Origin of the sequence: Chryseobacterium sp. JV558, from assembly GCF_033712365.1 — a bacterium.
Taxonomy (GTDB): Bacteria; Bacteroidota; Bacteroidia; order Flavobacteriales; family Weeksellaceae; genus Chryseobacterium.
In genome coordinates this window covers 118727-136325 of sequence record NZ_WJHU01000004.1, presented here as the reverse complement: position 1 = coordinate 136325, position 17599 = coordinate 118727, and the positions used below count along the sequence as shown (strand labels likewise).

Sequence of the window (17599 nt, the reverse complement as noted above, 5' to 3'; positions counted from 1 at the left end):
AAGAGGTCTGAAATACATTACAAATAAAAGAAATAAAAAAATGTCTTCACAATATTGTACTTTAGCTTTCGGTAAAAATAAATCCGGAAACCACAATTTTTGCCATTTTAAAAACAAAAAATAACCCAAAAACTTGAAATAAAACCATGGAAAAAGAATTGTCAGAATTAACCGACCATGAATTATTAAAAAAGAAAAAAGAAATCAAATCCAATAATATTCTCAACGCTGTACTTCTTGGAGTAATGGTAGGTATTTCGATTTACAGCACCATAACTGGCGGTTTCGGATTTCTGACCGTTTTGCCCTTATTTTTTGTAGGTTCTATCGCTAGCCGCTGGAATAAAAACAAAAAGCAGTTAGAAGAAGAACTAAACTCGAGAAATTTAAAATAAAATGCAGGACTTTAACAGACAAACAGAAGCGGGAGCAGTAGCCTATTTCCGTCATTGTATAAAAAATGGAGATGCGGCAGGAGCATTGGGCTGTTTCCATCCTGAAGCAGTTTACATTGATAGAGATGGGAGAGAGCTGAGAGGTCTTGAACAGATAAGTATGGCAATGAATGAGATCTGCAGATTACACCTGGATATACAAGGAGAAGCTCCCCATGTGACCGTTGTAAATGATCTTGCGATGTGGCTTGATCAGTGGGAAATGACAGGAACTGCTCCGGACGGGCACCCTATACATATGACGGGTCATACTTCCTGCATCATGAAAAAAAATGAAGATGGAGAATGGCTGTGGCTGGTTGACAATCCTTTTGGTTCTGCTATACTTAAAAATGATAATATGGTGTAAAGCCTTTCGAAAATAAATAAAAAACCTTCAGATTAGCTCTGAAGGTTTTATTTTTAATCTGTTGGCTTATTAACGGATCTAGTTTCGCAAAAACTGACCAATTCCAGGTGAATCAAAAGTAAAAGCATTTTGATTTTCAGACTTATCAATTTTATTATTGATCGTCAATGCCCATAATACTAATTCTTTACAGAAATTCTGATCTTCCGGACTCAGTTCAGACGTATTTTCTTCCACTACGGCAGCGAGAGGAGTTATCCCATCGAGTTTAGCATAAAATTCTTCATCCGTATCATTATAATTAAGTTCCAAATGATTTTTATTGAACCATCTGATCAGGTCGGTATAAGGAGTTTTGATGCCTTCTTTTTCAAGCTTGGAAATGCGCGGGAACAGACTTTCAAATTGAGTCATAACCGCTTTGTCAATCAATATTTTGGCAACATAATCAGCACCTTCCTGTTCTCCTTCATATACCAGTTCAATTTTCCCTGTGATGGATGGGATAATGGACATGAAATCAAGCAAACGGACAGTAGTTCGTTCTGCTCCGGATTCTATCAAACGTAATTTGGCTGCTGCAATTAAATTCTCCATAGCACTGATCGTCAGACGGGCACTGACACCACTTTTTGCATCTACATATTCACTGATTCGCGCAGCAAAAGCAACTTCCTCCAAAAGATCTTTCGCCAGGTCAGGAATCTGTATCTGTGCTTTGTCTTCAGCAGAAATCAATGCTTCCTGTTCTGTGATCTGACGGGCAAGAGCAATTGTTTTTGGATAATGGGTGAAAATCTGTGACCCGATTCTGTCTTTCAATGGCGTTACAATACTTCCTCTGTTGGTATAATCTTCCGGATTGGCCGTAAACACAAACTGAATGTCAAGCGGCATTCTCAACTGAAATCCACGGATCTGAATATCTCCTTCCTGCAAAATATTAAAAAGGGAAACCTGAATTCTTGCCTGTAAATCCGGTAATTCATTTAAAACAAAAATAGAACGGTTAGCACGCGGAATCATTCCGTAATGTAAAACGCGCTCGTCGGAATAAGGTAATTTTAAAGTAGCCGCTTTGATGGGGTCTATATCACCAATTAAATCGGCAACATTCACATCAGGAGTCGCCAGTTTTTCATAGAAACGGTGAGAACGGTGTACCCACGAAATCGGAGTTTCATCACCCAGCTCTTCAATGAGATCTTTGGCATATTTTGAAATTGGCTGGAATGGACTGTCATTGATTTCCGATCCTTTTACGATAGGCATATACTCATCAAGAAGATTGACCATGCTTCTTGCAATTCTTGTTTTTGCTTGACCGCGTAAGCCTAGTAAATTGATGTGGTGGCCGGCAAGAATGGCTTTTTTCAATTGGGGAACTACGGTGTCTTCATAGCCCCAAAGCCCTTCAAATACAGGTTCTTTAGCTTTAATCCTGGCAATTAAGTTCGCTTGAATTTCCTCATTAATCGTTTTATGGGTATAACCGGAGTCTTTTAATTCTTTGAATGTAATATCGTTTTTCATTTTCTTATCTGCTAATTATCTGGTAAGATTTATTTTAATACTTTGATGGAAGTCTGAAATCGGACCTCTATATTCTTCTTATTCTGTTTTTTTCGTAATCTTCGAAGATCATTTGTCCTAAACCTGATAGTCCTGTCAGAAACGCTTTTCCTTTGTTCTGAGCTGTAAATTCTTCTACAAACTGACGCAGGTAAGGGTCTTGGGCAATCATGAAAGTGGTGATAGGAATTTTCAGCTTTCTGGCCTGTGCTGCTCTGTTGAGACACTGGTTAACAATTTTCTCATCCAGACCAAAGCTGTTCATATAAAATTCACCGCTAGGCAGCTGAATACAACTTGGTTTTCCATCGGTAATCATGAAAATCTGCTTGTTGGTATTTCTTTTTCTGCGAAGAATATCCATTGCCAGCTCCAGACCGGCTACCGTATTGGTATGGTAAGGGCCTACTTTTAAATAGGGAAGGTCTTTGATCTTGATCGGCCACGCTTCATTTCCAAAAACAATGATATCAATGGAATCTTTGGGGTATTTCCGTTTAATCAGTTCCACAAGTGCCATGGCAACCTTTTTCGCCGGAGTAATGCGGTCTTCACCGTATAAAATCATGGAGTGGCTGATGTCGATCATCAGGACAGTGCTCATCTGGGCCTTATGTTTGGTTTCCTCTACAATAAGATCGTCTTCTGTAAGGCGCAGGTCTGAAATTCCGTTATTGATCTGGGCGTTTTTTAAGCTTTCAGTCATGTTTACAGCTGCTAAGTCGTCTCCATATTGGAAGGAACGGTTTTCACCATCGCGTTCATCGCCAATTCCCGTTTTGCTGGTGCGGTGATTTCCTGCTCCGTTTTTCTTCAGCTTTCCGAATATCTGATCTAAAGCATACTCACGAAGGGCTGCTTCCAGTTTTGGAGTTAATATATTTTTACCTTTTCCGCTTCCGGTATTGCCTTCTTCGGGATCTTCCTCTTTGATATAACCCCGTTTTTTCAGATCTTCTTCAAAATCCTGAAGGGTATATTCCTCATCGAAAATGTCATATTCCTTATCCAGCATATCAAGCCATTCGAAGGCTTCTTCAAGATCTCCGGAGGTGTGGGTAAGCAAATCTTTGAAAACATCAAAGACCCGGTCAAAATGCGATAATTCCTCAGGCACATGTTTACTGAATATAAAGCCTTTTCCGGGATTAAAATTTTTATCTGTCATAAGATGATGAAGCTGTTTTGCTGTTATTTGCCTTTGAATATTTCAGAGCATATGATGATTTGTCTGAAGTATTCTTTAATTCGTTTCAAACGGAAAAGTTAGGAAAATATCATCTCAAGATCCCCTTAGAAAAATAGAAAATACTAATGATTATGATATGGAATAAGAATATAAGATCTTACGTTTTCCAATCGTTGAATATTAGATGATATAAAAAAATGCACAAGATAATCGTTGCGCATTTTTAGTATTATAAGAAATTGGCTTTTAATGATTGGCTTTTATTCGTGATATTTTAACCCGTCTAAAGCTTTGTCAACCTTTTTATTTTCACCATATACAATTATACCAACCAGATCCAGATGATCTGCAGTATGTTTTGCTATTTCGAGAACATTTTCTTCACCTGATCTTGTATCAAAGAGTTGTTGGGTATAGATTCCTATTGCCAGTTCACGGTCTTTTGCCCGGCGGAATGTTCTCTGAAGCTTTTCTGTACTGTCTGCTTTATAGATAAGAGTAGGGTGTTTTATAAAAGCTAGGAATTCCTCGTGGTCAGCTGTTATGAATTTTTCGCCATGGGTTTCTGGAAATTCAATAGCAATGCTTCCAGCCAAAAAAGAAACAACATTAAGTTTTTGCCATGGCAACAGGTCATCTTGGATAACGATAGCTACTTTTTTATCGTACATATTTTAATTTTTTACATTTAATTCCATCTGAATATTACAGCGCTGATATGGAGTTGAACGTCCGGATACTTTCTGGAAACCCAGTTTGTAATACAGATTAATGGCGGGTTTCAGTATGGTATTGCTTTCAAGATATATTTTGGATGCTCCGGATTCTTTTGCTTTGCCGATGATAGCCTGTCCCAGCAGCCAGCCTATATTCTTTCCTTGTGCTTTGGGAGATACAGCCATTTTTGCCAGCTCAAAATCATAATCAGGATCATCCATTTTGATAAGAGCACAGACCCCGAGAGGTTCTTCATTGTATAAGGCAACAAGAATTTTTCCACCTTTATTTAAAATGTATTCTTCAGGGTTATCCAACGCTTTATAGTCGGCATCTTCCATTTCAAAATAAGCAGAGATCCATTCTTCATTAAGTGCTTTGAATGCGGATTGGTATTTCGGATCATAATCAACGATCTTTACATTTTTACTTTCGCGGGCTTTTTTCTGTTCTTTTACTCTTGAAAGCAAAGATTTTTGTTCAAAAAGGTGCTCCCATTCTGCAAGTGCTTCCCAGAGATTGTGAGTGGCTTCGCCAATCATCTCATCGATGGCATGATCAATATCTGTGCACTGGATTTTTATATTTTCAGAAAGTTCTTTTCCTTTTTCCGTAAGTCCTGCAATATTTCTCCTTTTATCATCTGATTGCTGATTGTCCTTAACTAATCCTGCAGTGGTCATTTCCTTGATGATTTTGGTTACTGATGGTTGAGAATGTCCTATTTCTTCAGCAATTTCGGTAATGGTCTTTGAACCTCCTTCGGAGAGAACAAAAAATACAGGGAACCATTTTGGCGAAAAATCAACACCATAAAGTTCGTAGATCTTTGCTGCTTCTTCTGTAATATTTGAAGCCATAAACCGCAATCTGCTTCCCAATGCAATCTTTCCTGTTTTTTCAAATAAGTCCATAAGTATAATTAATTATATAACTAGTTATACAAATGTAATGAATTAATGAATATTTTGAGTGAAAAATTTAAAAATAAATTTAATGTATTTGAATTGAGTGTGTTATGGGTTTTAAAAACTTGAGTTAATCCGAATAAAAACAATAAAGCTCCGAAACAATCCGGAGCTTTATTTATACACATCATCTTATTATTATGAATTCATGATTACCATCCTAAATAATATTCACGATCCAGCCAGTACGGCCAGTCAAGTTTAAAATGGGTCTGAAGCATTTTTTCAGCTTCACAGAAAGCGCCTTCTACCCAGCCTTGCTGATCTGAATAGGCTTCCCCAATAATATGTATATGTTCATCTATTAAAGGTTTTCTCATATAAGGCATGACATCTTTCACTGAGAAACCAGCCTTCCATGCGTGGTATCCTGCACCGTAAGGATCATCGGTCCAGTCTCTGAAATAAGTTACATAAGGCTGCGGAATATCTATACCGTGTAATTCTTTTAACTGGTTCATCAATTCATTCACCATGAATTCTGTAGCCTGAACATCATCAAACTTATGCAATTCTTCCAGTGACGCAGATCTTGCAGCTCTTACTTTAAACAAAACTTTGTCATCAGAAAGTGCTTTCCAGAATGTTTCGGTCTCCATATCACCATAGCTTCCCAATAACATTGAGTTTTTGGTCTCAGTATCAGTACCGAAATAATAACACTGTCTCATCGGCAAGTCTGTAATGGAATGTCCGGAATCAATCCCCAGATCTCTCCACCACGGACCTTCAAAGCCCATCAGGATTTTAAATGCAGGCTCCATGATGATAGAACGGATATTTTTGTTCAGTTCCTGATGTCTGTTAGCGTCAAAAAAGAAGTTATTCTGATCCAGAAGTTCGAGAGATTTTCTCGGCATACCCAATACTATTGAATTGGCATACACTTTCCATGTCGTGTTACTCTGTATATTCAGGAAAGTAAGTTCGTATTTATGCGTTGCGGTTAAATGATGATCTTTGGTGAAAGTAATCAGCTTATTTTCGGACCAGATGCGTGCTCCTTCATATTCCATATACGTGTTGGCTATTGCATAAGCAATACTGTCATAGCCTTCTTCAATGGTTTTGTAGGTAGTATTGGCAGAAAAATCTCCTACCATATACGGAAATGCCTCAGCAGAATTCCAGTTGATGGTATTGGAATAATATCCTCCGGCGTTGGCCAAAAACTCATAGCCTTCCTGAGAAACCTGATCCTTGATTAAATTCCAGAAACCAATGTCATTTACCAGACGTTTGTCATATGGAGAACCAGGGAAATTGTACATCAGTCTTGGTTTTATAACATCCCAATCCCGGCTGGTCAGTTTGAATGTATAATCATAGCCATTAGGATCTGCGATGATCAGTTCTTTATAATTTTCGGCCACCCATGCATCTGCCATTAAAACATTGTAAATGATCTTATTGAATAACTGATCAGAGCTGAAACCTTCATCCCCTTCATTCAGATAATAACGGGTAATCAGTTTGTTGCCATGGCTCTGTTCTTCTGTCCAGGCATTCTGTTTGAAACGTTCTTTTCTGATGTACATCAGGAGTTTTTCAGGCTCTCCCATATGGAATGGGATAGGAGTCATCTTATCTTTCAGAACAGGAGTTCTTTTGCTTAAATCTTCTTCTTTCAATGGATAACCCTCGATCAATGTGGTTACAATTTCCTGAGAAGTCAGATAACGCATTCCTCCGAGCTCACCCCAGAAATTCATTCCCGGCATAACTACGGATTCCAGTCTTCCGCCCAACTTGTCACTCATATCGAAGACCTGTACTTCATGGGCCTTATACTTATTATCGGTCACCAGGCGGAAAGCAGTATATAATCCGGAAGTTCCGGCACCAATAATGGCTACTTCTACTTTCAGATCGGGCTGCATTCCCGGATACAGCGGTGTATCTTTATTTACGTTTTCTCTGTTCATGGCTTTATAAATTTTTAAAGTGCTAAGAAATATTTATATCCTAATCGGAATGGAGTAATGTCAAAATCGGTATGTCCGTCTAATGCCAGATCAGACATGATTTTACCTAAGAAAGGGGTGAATTTTGCGGCCCAACCTGTGGCATAGACCACAATATTTTTATGATTGGGTACATAGGAAGGTGCAAAATCAATCAGCAATTCTTTATTGGGAATGGTGCTTAAAGCGATAAGACATGTTGAGGTATATTCCGGTACTATGCTGAGACCAGTCATATGATTGTGTATCCACTGGGATGTGTAGGCAAGTTCCTGCGGATTCGGAATCAATGTTCTGTCGTTTGGTTCTTCCAAAGGATTGATGACAAAATCAGGTGCTACACGGATGTATTCCGGATGATCCCATTCAACGGAAGGAAAACCGTAAAACTGGTTGCCGTTATCTCCTGTTGCATTCTGGAACACAAACCAGGTTGGATACTGTATCGAAGGATCGGTCTTTTTGAAATAAGCAGAAGACATATTCCAGTAGGAAGCTTCTATTTTAAAATCCAGTAAGTTGATCACACTGTTGATGTAAGGTCCTGGGATAATGGCCAGCTTTTTGGCGATATAAATTCCGTTGGGAGTGGTCAGCTCAAAAAGGTCACCGTTTTGTTTGATCTCAAGTACAGGAGAGTCTTCTCTGAGCTCTACGGTTTCCTCTTTCTCGCAAAGGCTTAAAAGCGTTTCAATAGTTGCTTTAAAATTAATGCTGGCTCCATCAGGCTGAAAAAGACCTACATAATTATCCGGCAGGTTTTTGAAATGATATTGCTCTTCAATTTCCTTGGAGGTTAAGTTGGTATAGGGAACGCCTAAAGCTTCTAAAGCTTTCTCAGCTTCGGCAATATTACCTTCTGTAGAATGTACTTCGGGATCTCCAAACCACAGTGTGCCTACTTTATCAAGCAATTGGGTATCGGTCTTTTTTTGAAGCTCATCCCAATAAGGCTGAGAATCCAAAGCCATTTGTACCATATATTCATCAGGATAAGGAATCCGGAACTGGCGGGATACTCCTGCAGAGCTGCCCAGCTGATTCACAAAAGTGTATTGTTCTAATACTAATGTCTTGGCCTGGCGCTGACCGAGATGATAGGCTGTTGCCAGACCTATTGCTCCTCCACCAATGACGATTACGTCATAGTTTTCTGTAATCATAGGTTATTTGTTTTTATTTTTTATAATCATATTGAAGAGATACAGAAAAGTAAAGACAGCCATATGTAGAAATGTACCATCATTACTGACCTTCATAATCTCCGAATTCTGTTCATATGATAGATTAAGTATAGAGACGAATCTGCCGGTACACGTGAATATTATGGTTTCCCATAGAATATTATCACTATTAATAAGCATTTCAAAGTAACAAAGAAGAGGGTATATGTTCTTAGAGTGTAAATAACCAATTTTTGCATTGGGTAGAAATACCTAATGATGAGAAAAGCTAGTATGGAAGGAAGTTTCAACCTTTAAAAAAATTATTGGAGAGATAGAAGCAAGTTTGTAATTTTATACATCATTTTATCAATTATTGTTTACCATTTATAACAAAATAGATATAGGGAGAATATTTTACTGAGCATCATTTTTTGCAATTGATCTAAAAAAATGAGTTTACGTGAATAAAACTTAATGCTTATAAGGTGTTTTGATAGAAAATAAAATTCATTTTTGAAGGTTTAATCAAATATTCATTATTATAAGAAGACAAAAATTACTTTAACTTTGCAAATTGGATGGTATATCCTTATTATGGAATTGCTGAAAATAATGGTATATTGTTGAAAATTAATGCCAAATGGACTCATGTAGTCAGGAAATTGATTTAACTGATAAACAAATATGAAATATAAATTCTTAAATTTTAAATTGAGAAAAGTTGTTCATTACTCATTGATCCTTTGTATCTTACTGATACAGGTCATTATCGCCATATTTTTTTATAATGAATTTGTCAACGGAAAGAAGCTGAAGTTTATTAAAGATCAGCTTGAAGAAACCCGTGCATTGGGCGGATTGACGGATAATTCCAGAAAAGATTTTATGGATGCGCAGGATCATCTTCAAAGATATATGGCTACCCAGGATAATGATGACCTGCAGCTCTATTTTCAGTCATTGAGAAAACTTAAAATGAATTTTGATAAGATTGGTCAATATGAAAATACAAGTCCAAGGCTGAAAAAGAATCTGGCTGCTCATCGACAGGATACGCTGAAGACGGCCAAACTTAAAACATTGATAGATTCAGTATACCAGAGTTCTTTGAATCCACCTCAAAAGATTGAGGATAAGCAATATGAACCTGCAAAGTATAAAAATGATTTTGACGATTTGAAAATCCAGACCCGTACTTATGCTGACACTGTTAAAAAGAAAGGCTTTTTCGGCCGTTTAAAAGATGCTGTAACAGGGAAAGTGGACGTACAGAAAGAAAGTACTGTGATCACGATGACCAACAACAAAACCATAGATCTTTCTCAGGTAAAATCCAAAATGGATAACACGATAAAGTCTATGGATAAGCACTATGCCGCTGAAGTAAAGAAGGTACAGATGCTTGCCGCACAACGTCAGAAGAATAATCTACAGTTTTACAGTAACTTCAGTAAACTGCTGGTTTATAGTAATGGGCTGATAGAAGTTTACGAAAATGCCATCAAGGATTTTAAAACAGAACTGGAAAAAGAGTATAACGAGCAGAGTTCCAATAATAATACAATCAGGACTTATCTGGTATTGGGATTGATGATTCTGATGTTTATTGTATCCATTTTGATCATGTACTTTACAAGAGTAGCATTTATATATGAGCGAAAACTGAATGCTGCAAATAAAGAGATTAAAAAGAACCTTAATTTTAAAAATAGAATTCTGGGAATGCTGAGCCATGATCTGAGATCCCCATTAAAAATTATCAATATTTTTATAGATAAGATCCACAGAACCACAGAGGATGAAACGATAAAAGATTATCTTAAATCTATCAAGTTTACCAACAGCACTCTGCTTCTGCAATCTAACCAGATTCTGGAATATACTAAAAATGAAAATGCTGAAAAAGAACTTATAAAATCGGTTTTCAATCTTAAAGATGAGATCAGTTCTATTGTGAAGGTGATTACTCCTTATCTGGAAACCAGAAACAACAGGTTTGCAGTAACAGACAGAATTCCTGAAAACGTAGAGGTATATTCTGATAATATAAGAATCAACCAGATTTTTATGAATATTCTTGGGAATGCCAACAAGTTTACAGAAAATGGTCAGATTGATCTTGTTATGGTTACAGAACCCATAGGAGAAAACCAAATTTCTCTGATTACAACGGTAGCAGATACCGGAGTAGGGATATCAGAATCTGATCTTGGTAAAATTTTTGATCCTTATTATCAGGGAATGGTATCTGATGAAGTAGATAATCTGGGGGCCGGTTTAGGTCTTAATCTTGTAAAAGAAATTGTAGAGCTTTTCAATGGTGATATATCAGTTGAAAGTAAATTGCATAAAGGAACGAAAGTGACATTCAGTATCAATTTAAATACTAATAATAATGGAAATACCAATTCAAAATAAAGAGATAATATTCCTGCTGGCAGACGATCACAGCATTGTACGCCAGGGAATGGAAATTGTTATCAGTGATATTGCTCCTCACGCAAAAGTTTATCAAACTTCATCTTTACACCAGGTATTGGAGCTGATAGAATCAAAAGGGATTGAGATGGCGATCATTGATGCCCATTTCCCGGACGGAAACAGTCTGCATATTCTGCCTCAGATGAAAAGTGTAAATCCAGATCTTAAAGTTTTGATTTTTACAGGACTAGAAGAGGATCTGCATGGCCTTAAATTCATCAAAGCGGGTGCCAATGGCTACCTGAGCAAATTAAGTGAAGAAGAAGAGGTAATGGAAGCGATCACAACTTTTATAGAGAAAGGAGAGTATTTCTCTGATCTTTTGCGGAATCTATTGGTTCAGTTTGTGTACAATCCGGATCTGATAAGTCCTCTCAATAGTCTGACCAAACGGGAACTGCAGATTGCAGAACTCTATGCGGAAGGATATGGAAACCTGGAAATTTCAAATAGCTTGAATATCAAACAGAATACAGTGAGCACAATCAAAAAAAATATCTTTGAAAAACTAAAGATAGAGAACATGGTTGAGCTGGTGGACCTTATTAAAACACACCATAAACTATAGCAGTCTGTAGGAGATTCTGCACTTCTTATTATCAGAGAATTTGATTTTATCGATAAATATCTATAGATGAGTCGAGATGTATCGATGGGGTTTATAGAGGATTTTATTTTGTAATGTTGTTCCTTTGTACTGTGAAATTTAAGTAATGAAAAAAGTAAATGAGAAATGCTTATTCAGGTTTTAAATTTCATACACAAAACAACAAATGATTATAATTATTCAATTAATAAATGATAATTATAGAAACACAAATGATGAAATTTATAAACACACTGATGAAATTAAACGAGGTGTATGAATAACCTTCAACAGGCTTCTTAAAAAGCCAAATGAAAAAAACACAAATACACATAAAGAGGTTCAGTTGATAGGTTACAATTACAAAACAAAAAAGGAGGCATACAGCCTCCTTTTTTGTTTTTTATCATTTGATAAACAGATGCTGTAATCTATATCTTAGTTTTGTACCCAAAAAAAGATGACAGGAGAAAAAGATTTGGCCGTTTTGCTTCAGAATATGGAACCAGTATTAAATGCCGGAGAATATGTATTTTGTACCGTTGAAAACCTCCGTGATATACCAGATATAGAAAACGTTTTGTTTTTCTTTCGGGAAACTGAAGCTGTTACCATTGTTTTAGAAAAAACGACAGCAGATGAATGGCGCATGGCTTACAGTTATATTGCTTCATGGATTACTCTTAATATTCATTCTTCTCTGGAAGCCGTAGGGCTCACTGCAGCCTTTTCCAATGCCCTGAAACAGGAAAATATAAGTTGTAATGTAGTGGCGGCTTATTTTCATGACCATATTTTTGTGGCAAAAGAAGATGCTGAAAAGGCGATGGAAGCTCTTTATACTTTAAAAAATAATTGATGTAAGTTTATACCTTATTTTTACGTTTAACTTTATATTTAAGCCCAGCCCACATCTCTTTTAACTATGAATAACTCCCTATGAAGATTTTTTTTATCATTTTTTTTGCCGTAGCTTTTCAGCTGTGCCCGAGCCAGTCGTTAATACAACAAATAAAGTTTGATAATGTAAGTAATGATGACCGGATAAAAATTGAAAAAATCAACCAGTTGTTACCCCAAAGTAAAAAGCTCAGAGAACAGAACTGCAACGAATATGCAATAAAATATTATGGCTGTATATTGGAATACAGGATGATATATATAAATAATGATGAACCAATCGCAATGGATGAAGCCAAATTTGACCGGATTACTGCGATGAACTCAGATGGCACTGAAAAAACAAATAATTATATGACCAATACCAGAACCTATATTCTTAATTGGAATGATAAGAAATTTGTCTCAAAGAGTGCTACTATTAGTGAGAATGGAATTTCAATGGCAGACAATTTCTATCTTGATAAAGCTGAAATAGAGCGGATAATGGAAAAAACTAAACAATAATGGAAATAAGATGCCCAGGCTGTCTTGGAATTTTTAAGGCAAACCATGATCAGGAACTTTTTATTACTGAAGCTATACAAAAAGGCCAACGTCTTATCATGACTGACTGCCCGAAATGTTACAAACACATCCCTGTAAATCCTGCTGATTTATTATCAATGGAGTCTCAGAAAGATGAAGATCAAAAGAGCAGCCAGTCAGTTATTGTTAACTGTCCGGTTTGTTCAGACGGTATTGTAAACTATATTGATGATGGGAATGAAAAATTTTGGGGATGTGGAGAATGTGGGACCGTTTGGGTTTCAGAAAAGGATTTTCAGCAATCTGTTTTAAAGAAATCGTAGATGATCATAATTCCCCATTCTCGTCGGAAAAAATACATTTATTATATTTGAAAAGAAAATAATTGATGGTTTCTCAATTTTTCGGTTTCTGAATTGTCTGTATAAACCGCTGAAATGTCCTGTTCCATATGTTTTTGAGTGTGCTGCCTGTTTTTGTGTTTTATGTTTGCACCATAATCAAACAAAAATAAACGACAATGAAAACAATCAGAAAAATCTCAGCCGTTAGCCTATTATGCTTAACTCTTTTTACCGTAGTGACGGTGTCCTGCACTGAAGAAAATGAGCCTCCCACGGTACAGGAGATACAAAACAGAAACCACCAAACTGCCAAAACCCAATTCATAAACGTTAAAGGAAATGCCATTGCATACCGCGTTTTGGGAAAAGAGGATGGAATTCCATTGGTTCTTCTGCCGGGATTGGGTGGGTCAATGGATGACTGGGATCCTGCAGTAACAGATGGACTGGCAAAAAAATATAAAGTAATTATCTTTGACAATAAAGGAGTGGCTTCTTCAAAGGGAATTACCCCGAATACGGTTCAGGCAATGGCCGATGATGCTGTAGATTTTATCAAAGCATTGAATTTGAACAAAGTCAATATCATGGGATTTTCTATGGGAGGGTTTATTGCACAAAGAATAGTGCTGACTTATCCTTCACTTATCAATAAAGTGATTTTAACCGGAACAGGACCTCAGGGAGCCATCGGATTATCAAACCTTCCTAATATCATTGCAGGAACAGCGGGATTAAGTCCTGAAGCTTCTTTCCTGAAATTCGGATTTACAGAATCTGCTCAGAGTACCGCGGAGGGAAAAGCATCTTACGCAAGAATTCAGCTTCGTACAACAGACAGGGATATTCTTTTAAGTGATGCTGCTTCCAATTCGCAATTTACTGCTGTATTAAGCTGGGCGCAACCCAATGCTGATGCTCTTACAGAGATACAAAAGATCAAAAATCCTGTACTCATTGTTCATGGTGAAAATGATCTTCCGGTGTCTGTTCAGAATGCGAAAAATATGGCTCAGAATTTAGATCAGGCAGAATTGGTGATTTTCCCGGATTCAGGGCATGCCTCTTTCTATCAATACCATGATAATTTTGTAGGAAAAGCAATTGAATTCCTTGGGAAATAGATTTAATTTTTAAATATTCATATAAATAAAACTCGCTGTGGTGTTCAGCGAGTTTTTGTTTTATTGATGAAAGACTTAGCTGAATTTTTGTACAGCTTCTACACTTACAGGAGTAAAAAAGTTAATCAGATTTCCTTCCGGATCACAGAATAGAAGCGATCTGTTTCCCCAAGGCATCGTGGTGGGTTCCTGAATAATTTCGGAAGCTATACTTTTAATTCTTTCGTATTCTTCATCTACATTTTTAACCATAAATTCAATAATGGTTGATTTTGTTCCCGCGAACTCTGTAAGACCTTCCGAAAACATTTGCATTGTCCGGGTGCTTCCGATCGCAATCGTTATAGAATCTGCAGAAAGCTCTGCAAAATCTTCAGTATACCATCTGGCTGTTGCTCCCATGGTTTGTTCGTAAAATTCTACTGCTGCTTTGATGTCTTTGCTGATGAGTCTTAATGAAGTAAGTTTCATAAGGTATTTTTTTGTTTGAATTAATTTTAAACAAAGGTAATAGGTACTTATGACAACAGCTTGTCAGTAGAAAATTAAAGCTTTTAAACTAAATTATTTGACTAATAAAAATTAGCAATATGAATTAGCTGCTTAAAGTTGAGGATTTGTATTTTCCGTCCTTCGGATCTGATGAGTTTTTCCTGCTTAAAATCATTGATAATCCGGGCCAATGTTTCTCTGGCTGTTCCTACCATATTTGCCAGATCGATACGGGAAAGGGAGATGAATACTTCCTGCTCAGGCTCATTATTTGATTTGTACTTATCATGAAGAATAAGCAGGCTCAAAGCTGCCCGCTCTCTGACTGTACGATGAGATAAAATCGCAATGAGATTGGCCATGACACTGAATTCATGGCTTAAAGATTTCAGCAGCAGCCTTGAAAGTACTGATGACTGCCCAAGGATATCCATAAAATTGTCTTTTGAAATAAAAGAGATAACAGAATTTTCCAGTGTTGAGGTTGTATCCCCATAGGATTCATTACTCAAAATAGCAGAATACCCAAAGAATTCCCCCGAACTGTAAATGTAGATAATCTGTTCTCTTCCGTCATTATCAACCTTGTATTTCTTTATTTTGCCTTCATTGAGATAGTAAACGCCGTTAGGTTTTGTGCCGTCAGTAAATATAGGTTCATTTTTACGGTAGTTCCTGGTTTTCATGGCTCCTGTAAGCAGATTTTTATCATATTCAGGGAGCTCATCAAAAAGATACTGATTATTAAAAATAAATTTTGAGATCATAATTTTTCTATACAGACTATTGAATAAAACGCTCAGTTTTTTAACTTAAATCACATTTTAAGCTGATGCAGATCACCAAGTTTTTTTTCTAAACGAATTACTTTTACAAAAGTAATAAAATTGATTTTGAATCAAGAAACAGAACATTTTGCAGAGGGGTAGAGAAGCTGTTTTTACAACTTATAAAGGGTTATATTTTACTACTCATACAGTAAAAGAGATAGAGGAAATCTATAAGAACACTGGATAAATATTTAAGCGGACATGTTTTTCACAGTTTGACACTGACATTTCTAAATTATTTTTTTTTACTTATTTATCTTATCCAGCTGTTTTTTAGAATAGCATTTTAAAGATGGGCTTTTAAAATCTGTATTTTGAATTATTAGAAATATAAAATGTTCAGACACAGAGGGAAAAACAGAACTTATTTTCACAACCTAAAACTGGCATCAGTACTTTCATTTGTTGCTGGAATAGTGAATATTGTAGGTGTTTTATCCGTTAAAGTGCTTACAACCAATATAACCGGGCATTTTGCTTTTTTCTCTGAAGAGATTCTTCTCGATCATTACAACGAAGTACTTATTTACTTTCTGTTTATTATCTGTTTCCTGGGAGGAGCTTTCTGTTCCAGCTTTTTGGTTGAATTTTCTTCAGGACACAGAACATTTCGCCCGCATCTCATTCCTTTAATAATTGAAATTTTGATACTGGGATTTGTAGGAATGTCAGATGATAAGGGATTAAAAATCTCAGTATCTCCTTATACCATTGCAGGTCTTTTGCTCTTTGCAATGGGAATGCAGAATTCATTGGTGACAAGAGTATCACAGTCTGTGGTGAGAACGACCCATCTTACAGGTTTGTTTACAGATCTCGGAATAGAGCTTTCAAAACTGTTTTTTAAGGAGAGGGAAAATGAACAGAAACAGCTTAAAAAAAATATTATGCTGAAACTGGTCATCATTGCCTGTTTTTTTTCAGGATGTATAATAGGAGGTTTTGGGTACAGAATAATTCATTTGAAAACACTGATAGTAACAGCTGGATTATTGTTTTGCGTTATCAGATATGATAAACTTTTATACCGCTATTATGCTTTAAAAAGAAAATTGAGATAACCTTAATGAGATAAAAAAAGGATATTCCGTTGATTGGAATATCCTTTTTAAATGTTATGGTGTTGTTGTCTGTTGAATCACAAAAGTTTCCGTATCTGTTGTGTGAGCTGAAAAATAACCTAAAGCTCCATTGTTGATATTGCTTGGTGGATTGGCTGGAGTAGCACCCCCGCCATTGCCTCCGGAAATCTGAAGGAGAGCATTATAATAGGTGAATATATTGTTATCAATAGATTGCATCTCTACATGAATTTTGTCTCCTACGATCACTTCATGATCTCTGCCATCGTTATCATCATTAGGCAGAATCAAAGGCTGTTGGTTAAGCATTCCGTTATTTACATTGTCTGAAAAGGTATTCATGTATTTTTTAGGAAGATCGTTGATCGTAAAGCTAAAAAGATAACGGTTTCCAAGCGGCATTGGATCTGTAAAGATGGGTAAGAGGGTATATGTAATTTTATCACCAAATTTGAAAAAACTCTGTTCAAGTCCATCAAAATGAACAATTTCAGGCATTCTGCTCTGAGCGGTATACTGTTTTCCCTCTGCCTGTATTTTCAGGGTATAGGTTCTTCCGGGCTGGCCTGCAAAAGTGGTTGTTTTATACATTCCGTTTCCTGTGTACTGAAGTGTTTCAGTCTGGCCTGTATCATCACTTAAAACAACCTGAGCTCCGGTTACAGCCGGATACTGGTTAGGTTCCGAAAAACCAACTGATTTTGTAATTTTTACAGTATAAGGTCCGGGTTGGTTGGTTATATTTCCTTCAATGACGATATTTCCGCTTTGATCGTTCAGATCCAGGTCGATCTCTTTTTCACAAGAAGTTAATGCAAAAAGAGATAATATGATATAAAAAGTATTTTTCAT

At 36.5% G+C, this 17599-nt stretch carries 18 protein-coding genes; 9 read left to right on the top strand and 9 right to left on the bottom strand.

What is annotated here, in order from left to right; translation table 11 throughout:
• The first annotated feature begins 146 nt into the window (after positions 1-146).
• Positions 147-395 carry an FUSC family protein gene (locus tag GFU89_RS15080; RefSeq protein WP_318847915.1) on the top strand — a complete coding sequence of 83 codons (249 nt, stop codon included), beginning with the start codon at positions 147-149 and terminating at the stop codon, positions 393-395.
• 1 nt (position 396) lies between these two features.
• Complete coding sequence (locus tag GFU89_RS15075; protein ID WP_318847914.1) at positions 397-804, top strand: SgcJ/EcaC family oxidoreductase; 408 nt, start codon at positions 397-399, stop codon at positions 802-804.
• Positions 805-882: 78 nt separating this feature from the next.
• On the opposite strand, the gene GFU89_RS15070 is transcribed toward GFU89_RS15075, so the two are convergent.
• The 6 genes from GFU89_RS15070 to GFU89_RS15045 form a co-directional block, all read right to left on the bottom strand.
• A complete protein-coding gene (locus GFU89_RS15070; RefSeq protein ID WP_318847913.1) occupies positions 883-2337 on the bottom strand; it encodes a sigma 54-interacting transcriptional regulator in 1455 nt (484 codons plus the stop codon).
• 67 nt (positions 2338-2404) lie between these two features.
• On the bottom strand, positions 2405-3544 hold the full coding sequence (locus tag GFU89_RS15065; protein ID WP_318847912.1) for a vWA domain-containing protein: 1140 nt from the start codon (positions 3542-3544) through the stop codon (positions 2405-2407).
• Between the two features lie 281 nt (positions 3545-3825).
• Positions 3826-4236, bottom strand: coding sequence for a DUF2000 domain-containing protein (locus tag GFU89_RS15060; protein ID WP_318847911.1), 411 nt, complete (start codon positions 4234-4236; stop codon positions 3826-3828).
• A gap of 3 nt (positions 4237-4239) precedes the next feature.
• Positions 4240-5196 (bottom strand): helix-turn-helix domain-containing GNAT family N-acetyltransferase, encoded by a 957-nt coding sequence (locus tag GFU89_RS15055; RefSeq protein WP_318847910.1) that lies wholly within the window; start codon positions 5194-5196, stop codon positions 4240-4242.
• Between the two features lie 206 nt (positions 5197-5402).
• The gene (locus tag GFU89_RS15050) at positions 5403-7175 is read right to left on the bottom strand and encodes a flavin monoamine oxidase family protein (RefSeq protein ID WP_318847909.1); all 1773 of its coding nucleotides are present in this window, start codon (positions 7173-7175) and stop codon (positions 5403-5405) included.
• Between the two features lie 14 nt (positions 7176-7189).
• Entirely contained in the window at positions 7190-8377 is a 1188-nt protein-coding gene (locus tag GFU89_RS15045) for an FAD-dependent oxidoreductase (protein WP_318847908.1), read from the bottom strand.
• 687 nt (positions 8378-9064) lie between these two features.
• On the opposite strand from GFU89_RS15045, the gene GFU89_RS15040 reads away from it, so the two are divergent.
• From GFU89_RS15040 to GFU89_RS15015, 6 genes are all read left to right on the top strand, one after another.
• Positions 9065-10798: a HAMP domain-containing sensor histidine kinase gene (locus GFU89_RS15040; RefSeq protein ID WP_318847907.1), complete on the top strand. Its 1734-nt coding sequence runs from the start codon at positions 9065-9067 to the stop codon at positions 10796-10798.
• On the top strand, positions 10776-11429 hold the full coding sequence (locus GFU89_RS15035) for a response regulator transcription factor (protein ID WP_318847906.1): 654 nt from the start codon (positions 10776-10778) through the stop codon (positions 11427-11429). The genes GFU89_RS15040 and GFU89_RS15035 overlap by 23 nt, the downstream gene beginning before the upstream one ends.
• A gap of 478 nt (positions 11430-11907) precedes the next feature.
• Entirely contained in the window at positions 11908-12306 is a 399-nt protein-coding gene (locus tag GFU89_RS15030) for an ACT domain-containing protein (RefSeq protein ID WP_318847905.1), read from the top strand.
• Positions 12307-12386: 80 nt separating this feature from the next.
• On the top strand, positions 12387-12854 hold the full coding sequence (locus GFU89_RS15025) for a hypothetical protein (protein WP_318847904.1): 468 nt from the start codon (positions 12387-12389) through the stop codon (positions 12852-12854).
• Complete coding sequence (locus GFU89_RS15020; protein ID WP_318847903.1) at positions 12854-13198, top strand: hypothetical protein; 345 nt, start codon at positions 12854-12856, stop codon at positions 13196-13198. Before GFU89_RS15025 ends, GFU89_RS15020 begins: the two co-directional genes overlap by 1 nt.
• A gap of 197 nt (positions 13199-13395) precedes the next feature.
• Positions 13396-14343: an alpha/beta hydrolase gene (locus GFU89_RS15015; RefSeq protein WP_318847902.1), complete on the top strand. Its 948-nt coding sequence runs from the start codon at positions 13396-13398 to the stop codon at positions 14341-14343.
• 75 nt (positions 14344-14418) lie between these two features.
• Here GFU89_RS15015 and GFU89_RS15010 read toward each other — a convergent pair whose 3' ends face one another.
• A complete protein-coding gene (locus tag GFU89_RS15010) occupies positions 14419-14814 on the bottom strand; it encodes a VOC family protein (protein WP_318847901.1) in 396 nt (131 codons plus the stop codon).
• Between the two features lie 101 nt (positions 14815-14915).
• On the bottom strand, positions 14916-15602 hold the full coding sequence (locus GFU89_RS15005; protein WP_318847900.1) for a Crp/Fnr family transcriptional regulator: 687 nt from the start codon (positions 15600-15602) through the stop codon (positions 14916-14918).
• Between the two features lie 398 nt (positions 15603-16000).
• Between GFU89_RS15005 and GFU89_RS15000 the strand changes: the two genes are divergently transcribed.
• Positions 16001-16726: a YoaK family protein gene (locus GFU89_RS15000; RefSeq protein ID WP_318847899.1), complete on the top strand. Its 726-nt coding sequence runs from the start codon at positions 16001-16003 to the stop codon at positions 16724-16726.
• A 54-nt stretch (positions 16727-16780) separates the two neighbouring features.
• Here the strand turns inward: GFU89_RS15000 and GFU89_RS14995 are convergent, their stop codons facing one another.
• Positions 16781-17599 (bottom strand): DUF4249 domain-containing protein, encoded by an 819-nt coding sequence (locus GFU89_RS14995; RefSeq protein WP_318847898.1) that lies wholly within the window; start codon positions 17597-17599, stop codon positions 16781-16783.

What these genes read in the sequence shown, in the direction of transcription:
- GFU89_RS15005 (WP_318847900.1), bottom strand. Translation starts at nt 15,602, where the DNA reads ATGATCTCAAAATTTATTTTTAATAATCAGTATCTTTTTGATGAGCTC.
- GFU89_RS15010 (WP_318847901.1), bottom strand. Translation starts at nt 14,814, where the DNA reads ATGAAACTTACTTCATTAAGACTCATCAGCAAAGACATCAAAGCAGCA.
- GFU89_RS15055 (WP_318847910.1), bottom strand. Translation starts at nt 5,196, where the DNA reads ATGGACTTATTTGAAAAAACAGGAAAGATTGCATTGGGAAGCAGATTG.
- GFU89_RS15000 (WP_318847899.1), top strand. Translation starts at nt 16,001, where the DNA reads ATGTTCAGACACAGAGGGAAAAACAGAACTTATTTTCACAACCTAAAA.
- GFU89_RS14995 (WP_318847898.1), bottom strand. Translation starts at nt 17,599, where the DNA reads ATGAAAAATACTTTTTATATCATATTATCTCTTTTTGCATTAACTTCT.
- GFU89_RS15070 (WP_318847913.1), bottom strand. Translation starts at nt 2,337, where the DNA reads ATGAAAAACGATATTACATTCAAAGAATTAAAAGACTCCGGTTATACC.
- GFU89_RS15065 (WP_318847912.1), bottom strand. Translation starts at nt 3,544, where the DNA reads ATGACAGATAAAAATTTTAATCCCGGAAAAGGCTTTATATTCAGTAAA.
- GFU89_RS15050 (WP_318847909.1), bottom strand. Translation starts at nt 7,175, where the DNA reads ATGAACAGAGAAAACGTAAATAAAGATACACCGCTGTATCCGGGAATG.
- GFU89_RS15030 (WP_318847905.1), top strand. Translation starts at nt 11,908, where the DNA reads ATGACAGGAGAAAAAGATTTGGCCGTTTTGCTTCAGAATATGGAACCA.
- GFU89_RS15040 (WP_318847907.1), top strand. Translation starts at nt 9,065, where the DNA reads ATGAAATATAAATTCTTAAATTTTAAATTGAGAAAAGTTGTTCATTAC.
- GFU89_RS15025 (WP_318847904.1), top strand. Translation starts at nt 12,387, where the DNA reads ATGAAGATTTTTTTTATCATTTTTTTTGCCGTAGCTTTTCAGCTGTGC.
- GFU89_RS15020 (WP_318847903.1), top strand. Translation starts at nt 12,854, where the DNA reads ATGGAAATAAGATGCCCAGGCTGTCTTGGAATTTTTAAGGCAAACCAT.
- GFU89_RS15060 (WP_318847911.1), bottom strand. Translation starts at nt 4,236, where the DNA reads ATGTACGATAAAAAAGTAGCTATCGTTATCCAAGATGACCTGTTGCCA.
- GFU89_RS15035 (WP_318847906.1), top strand. Translation starts at nt 10,776, where the DNA reads ATGGAAATACCAATTCAAAATAAAGAGATAATATTCCTGCTGGCAGAC.
- GFU89_RS15015 (WP_318847902.1), top strand. Translation starts at nt 13,396, where the DNA reads ATGAAAACAATCAGAAAAATCTCAGCCGTTAGCCTATTATGCTTAACT.
- GFU89_RS15075 (WP_318847914.1), top strand. Translation starts at nt 397, where the DNA reads ATGCAGGACTTTAACAGACAAACAGAAGCGGGAGCAGTAGCCTATTTC.
- GFU89_RS15080 (WP_318847915.1), top strand. Translation starts at nt 147, where the DNA reads ATGGAAAAAGAATTGTCAGAATTAACCGACCATGAATTATTAAAAAAG.
- GFU89_RS15045 (WP_318847908.1), bottom strand. Translation starts at nt 8,377, where the DNA reads ATGATTACAGAAAACTATGACGTAATCGTCATTGGTGGAGGAGCAATA.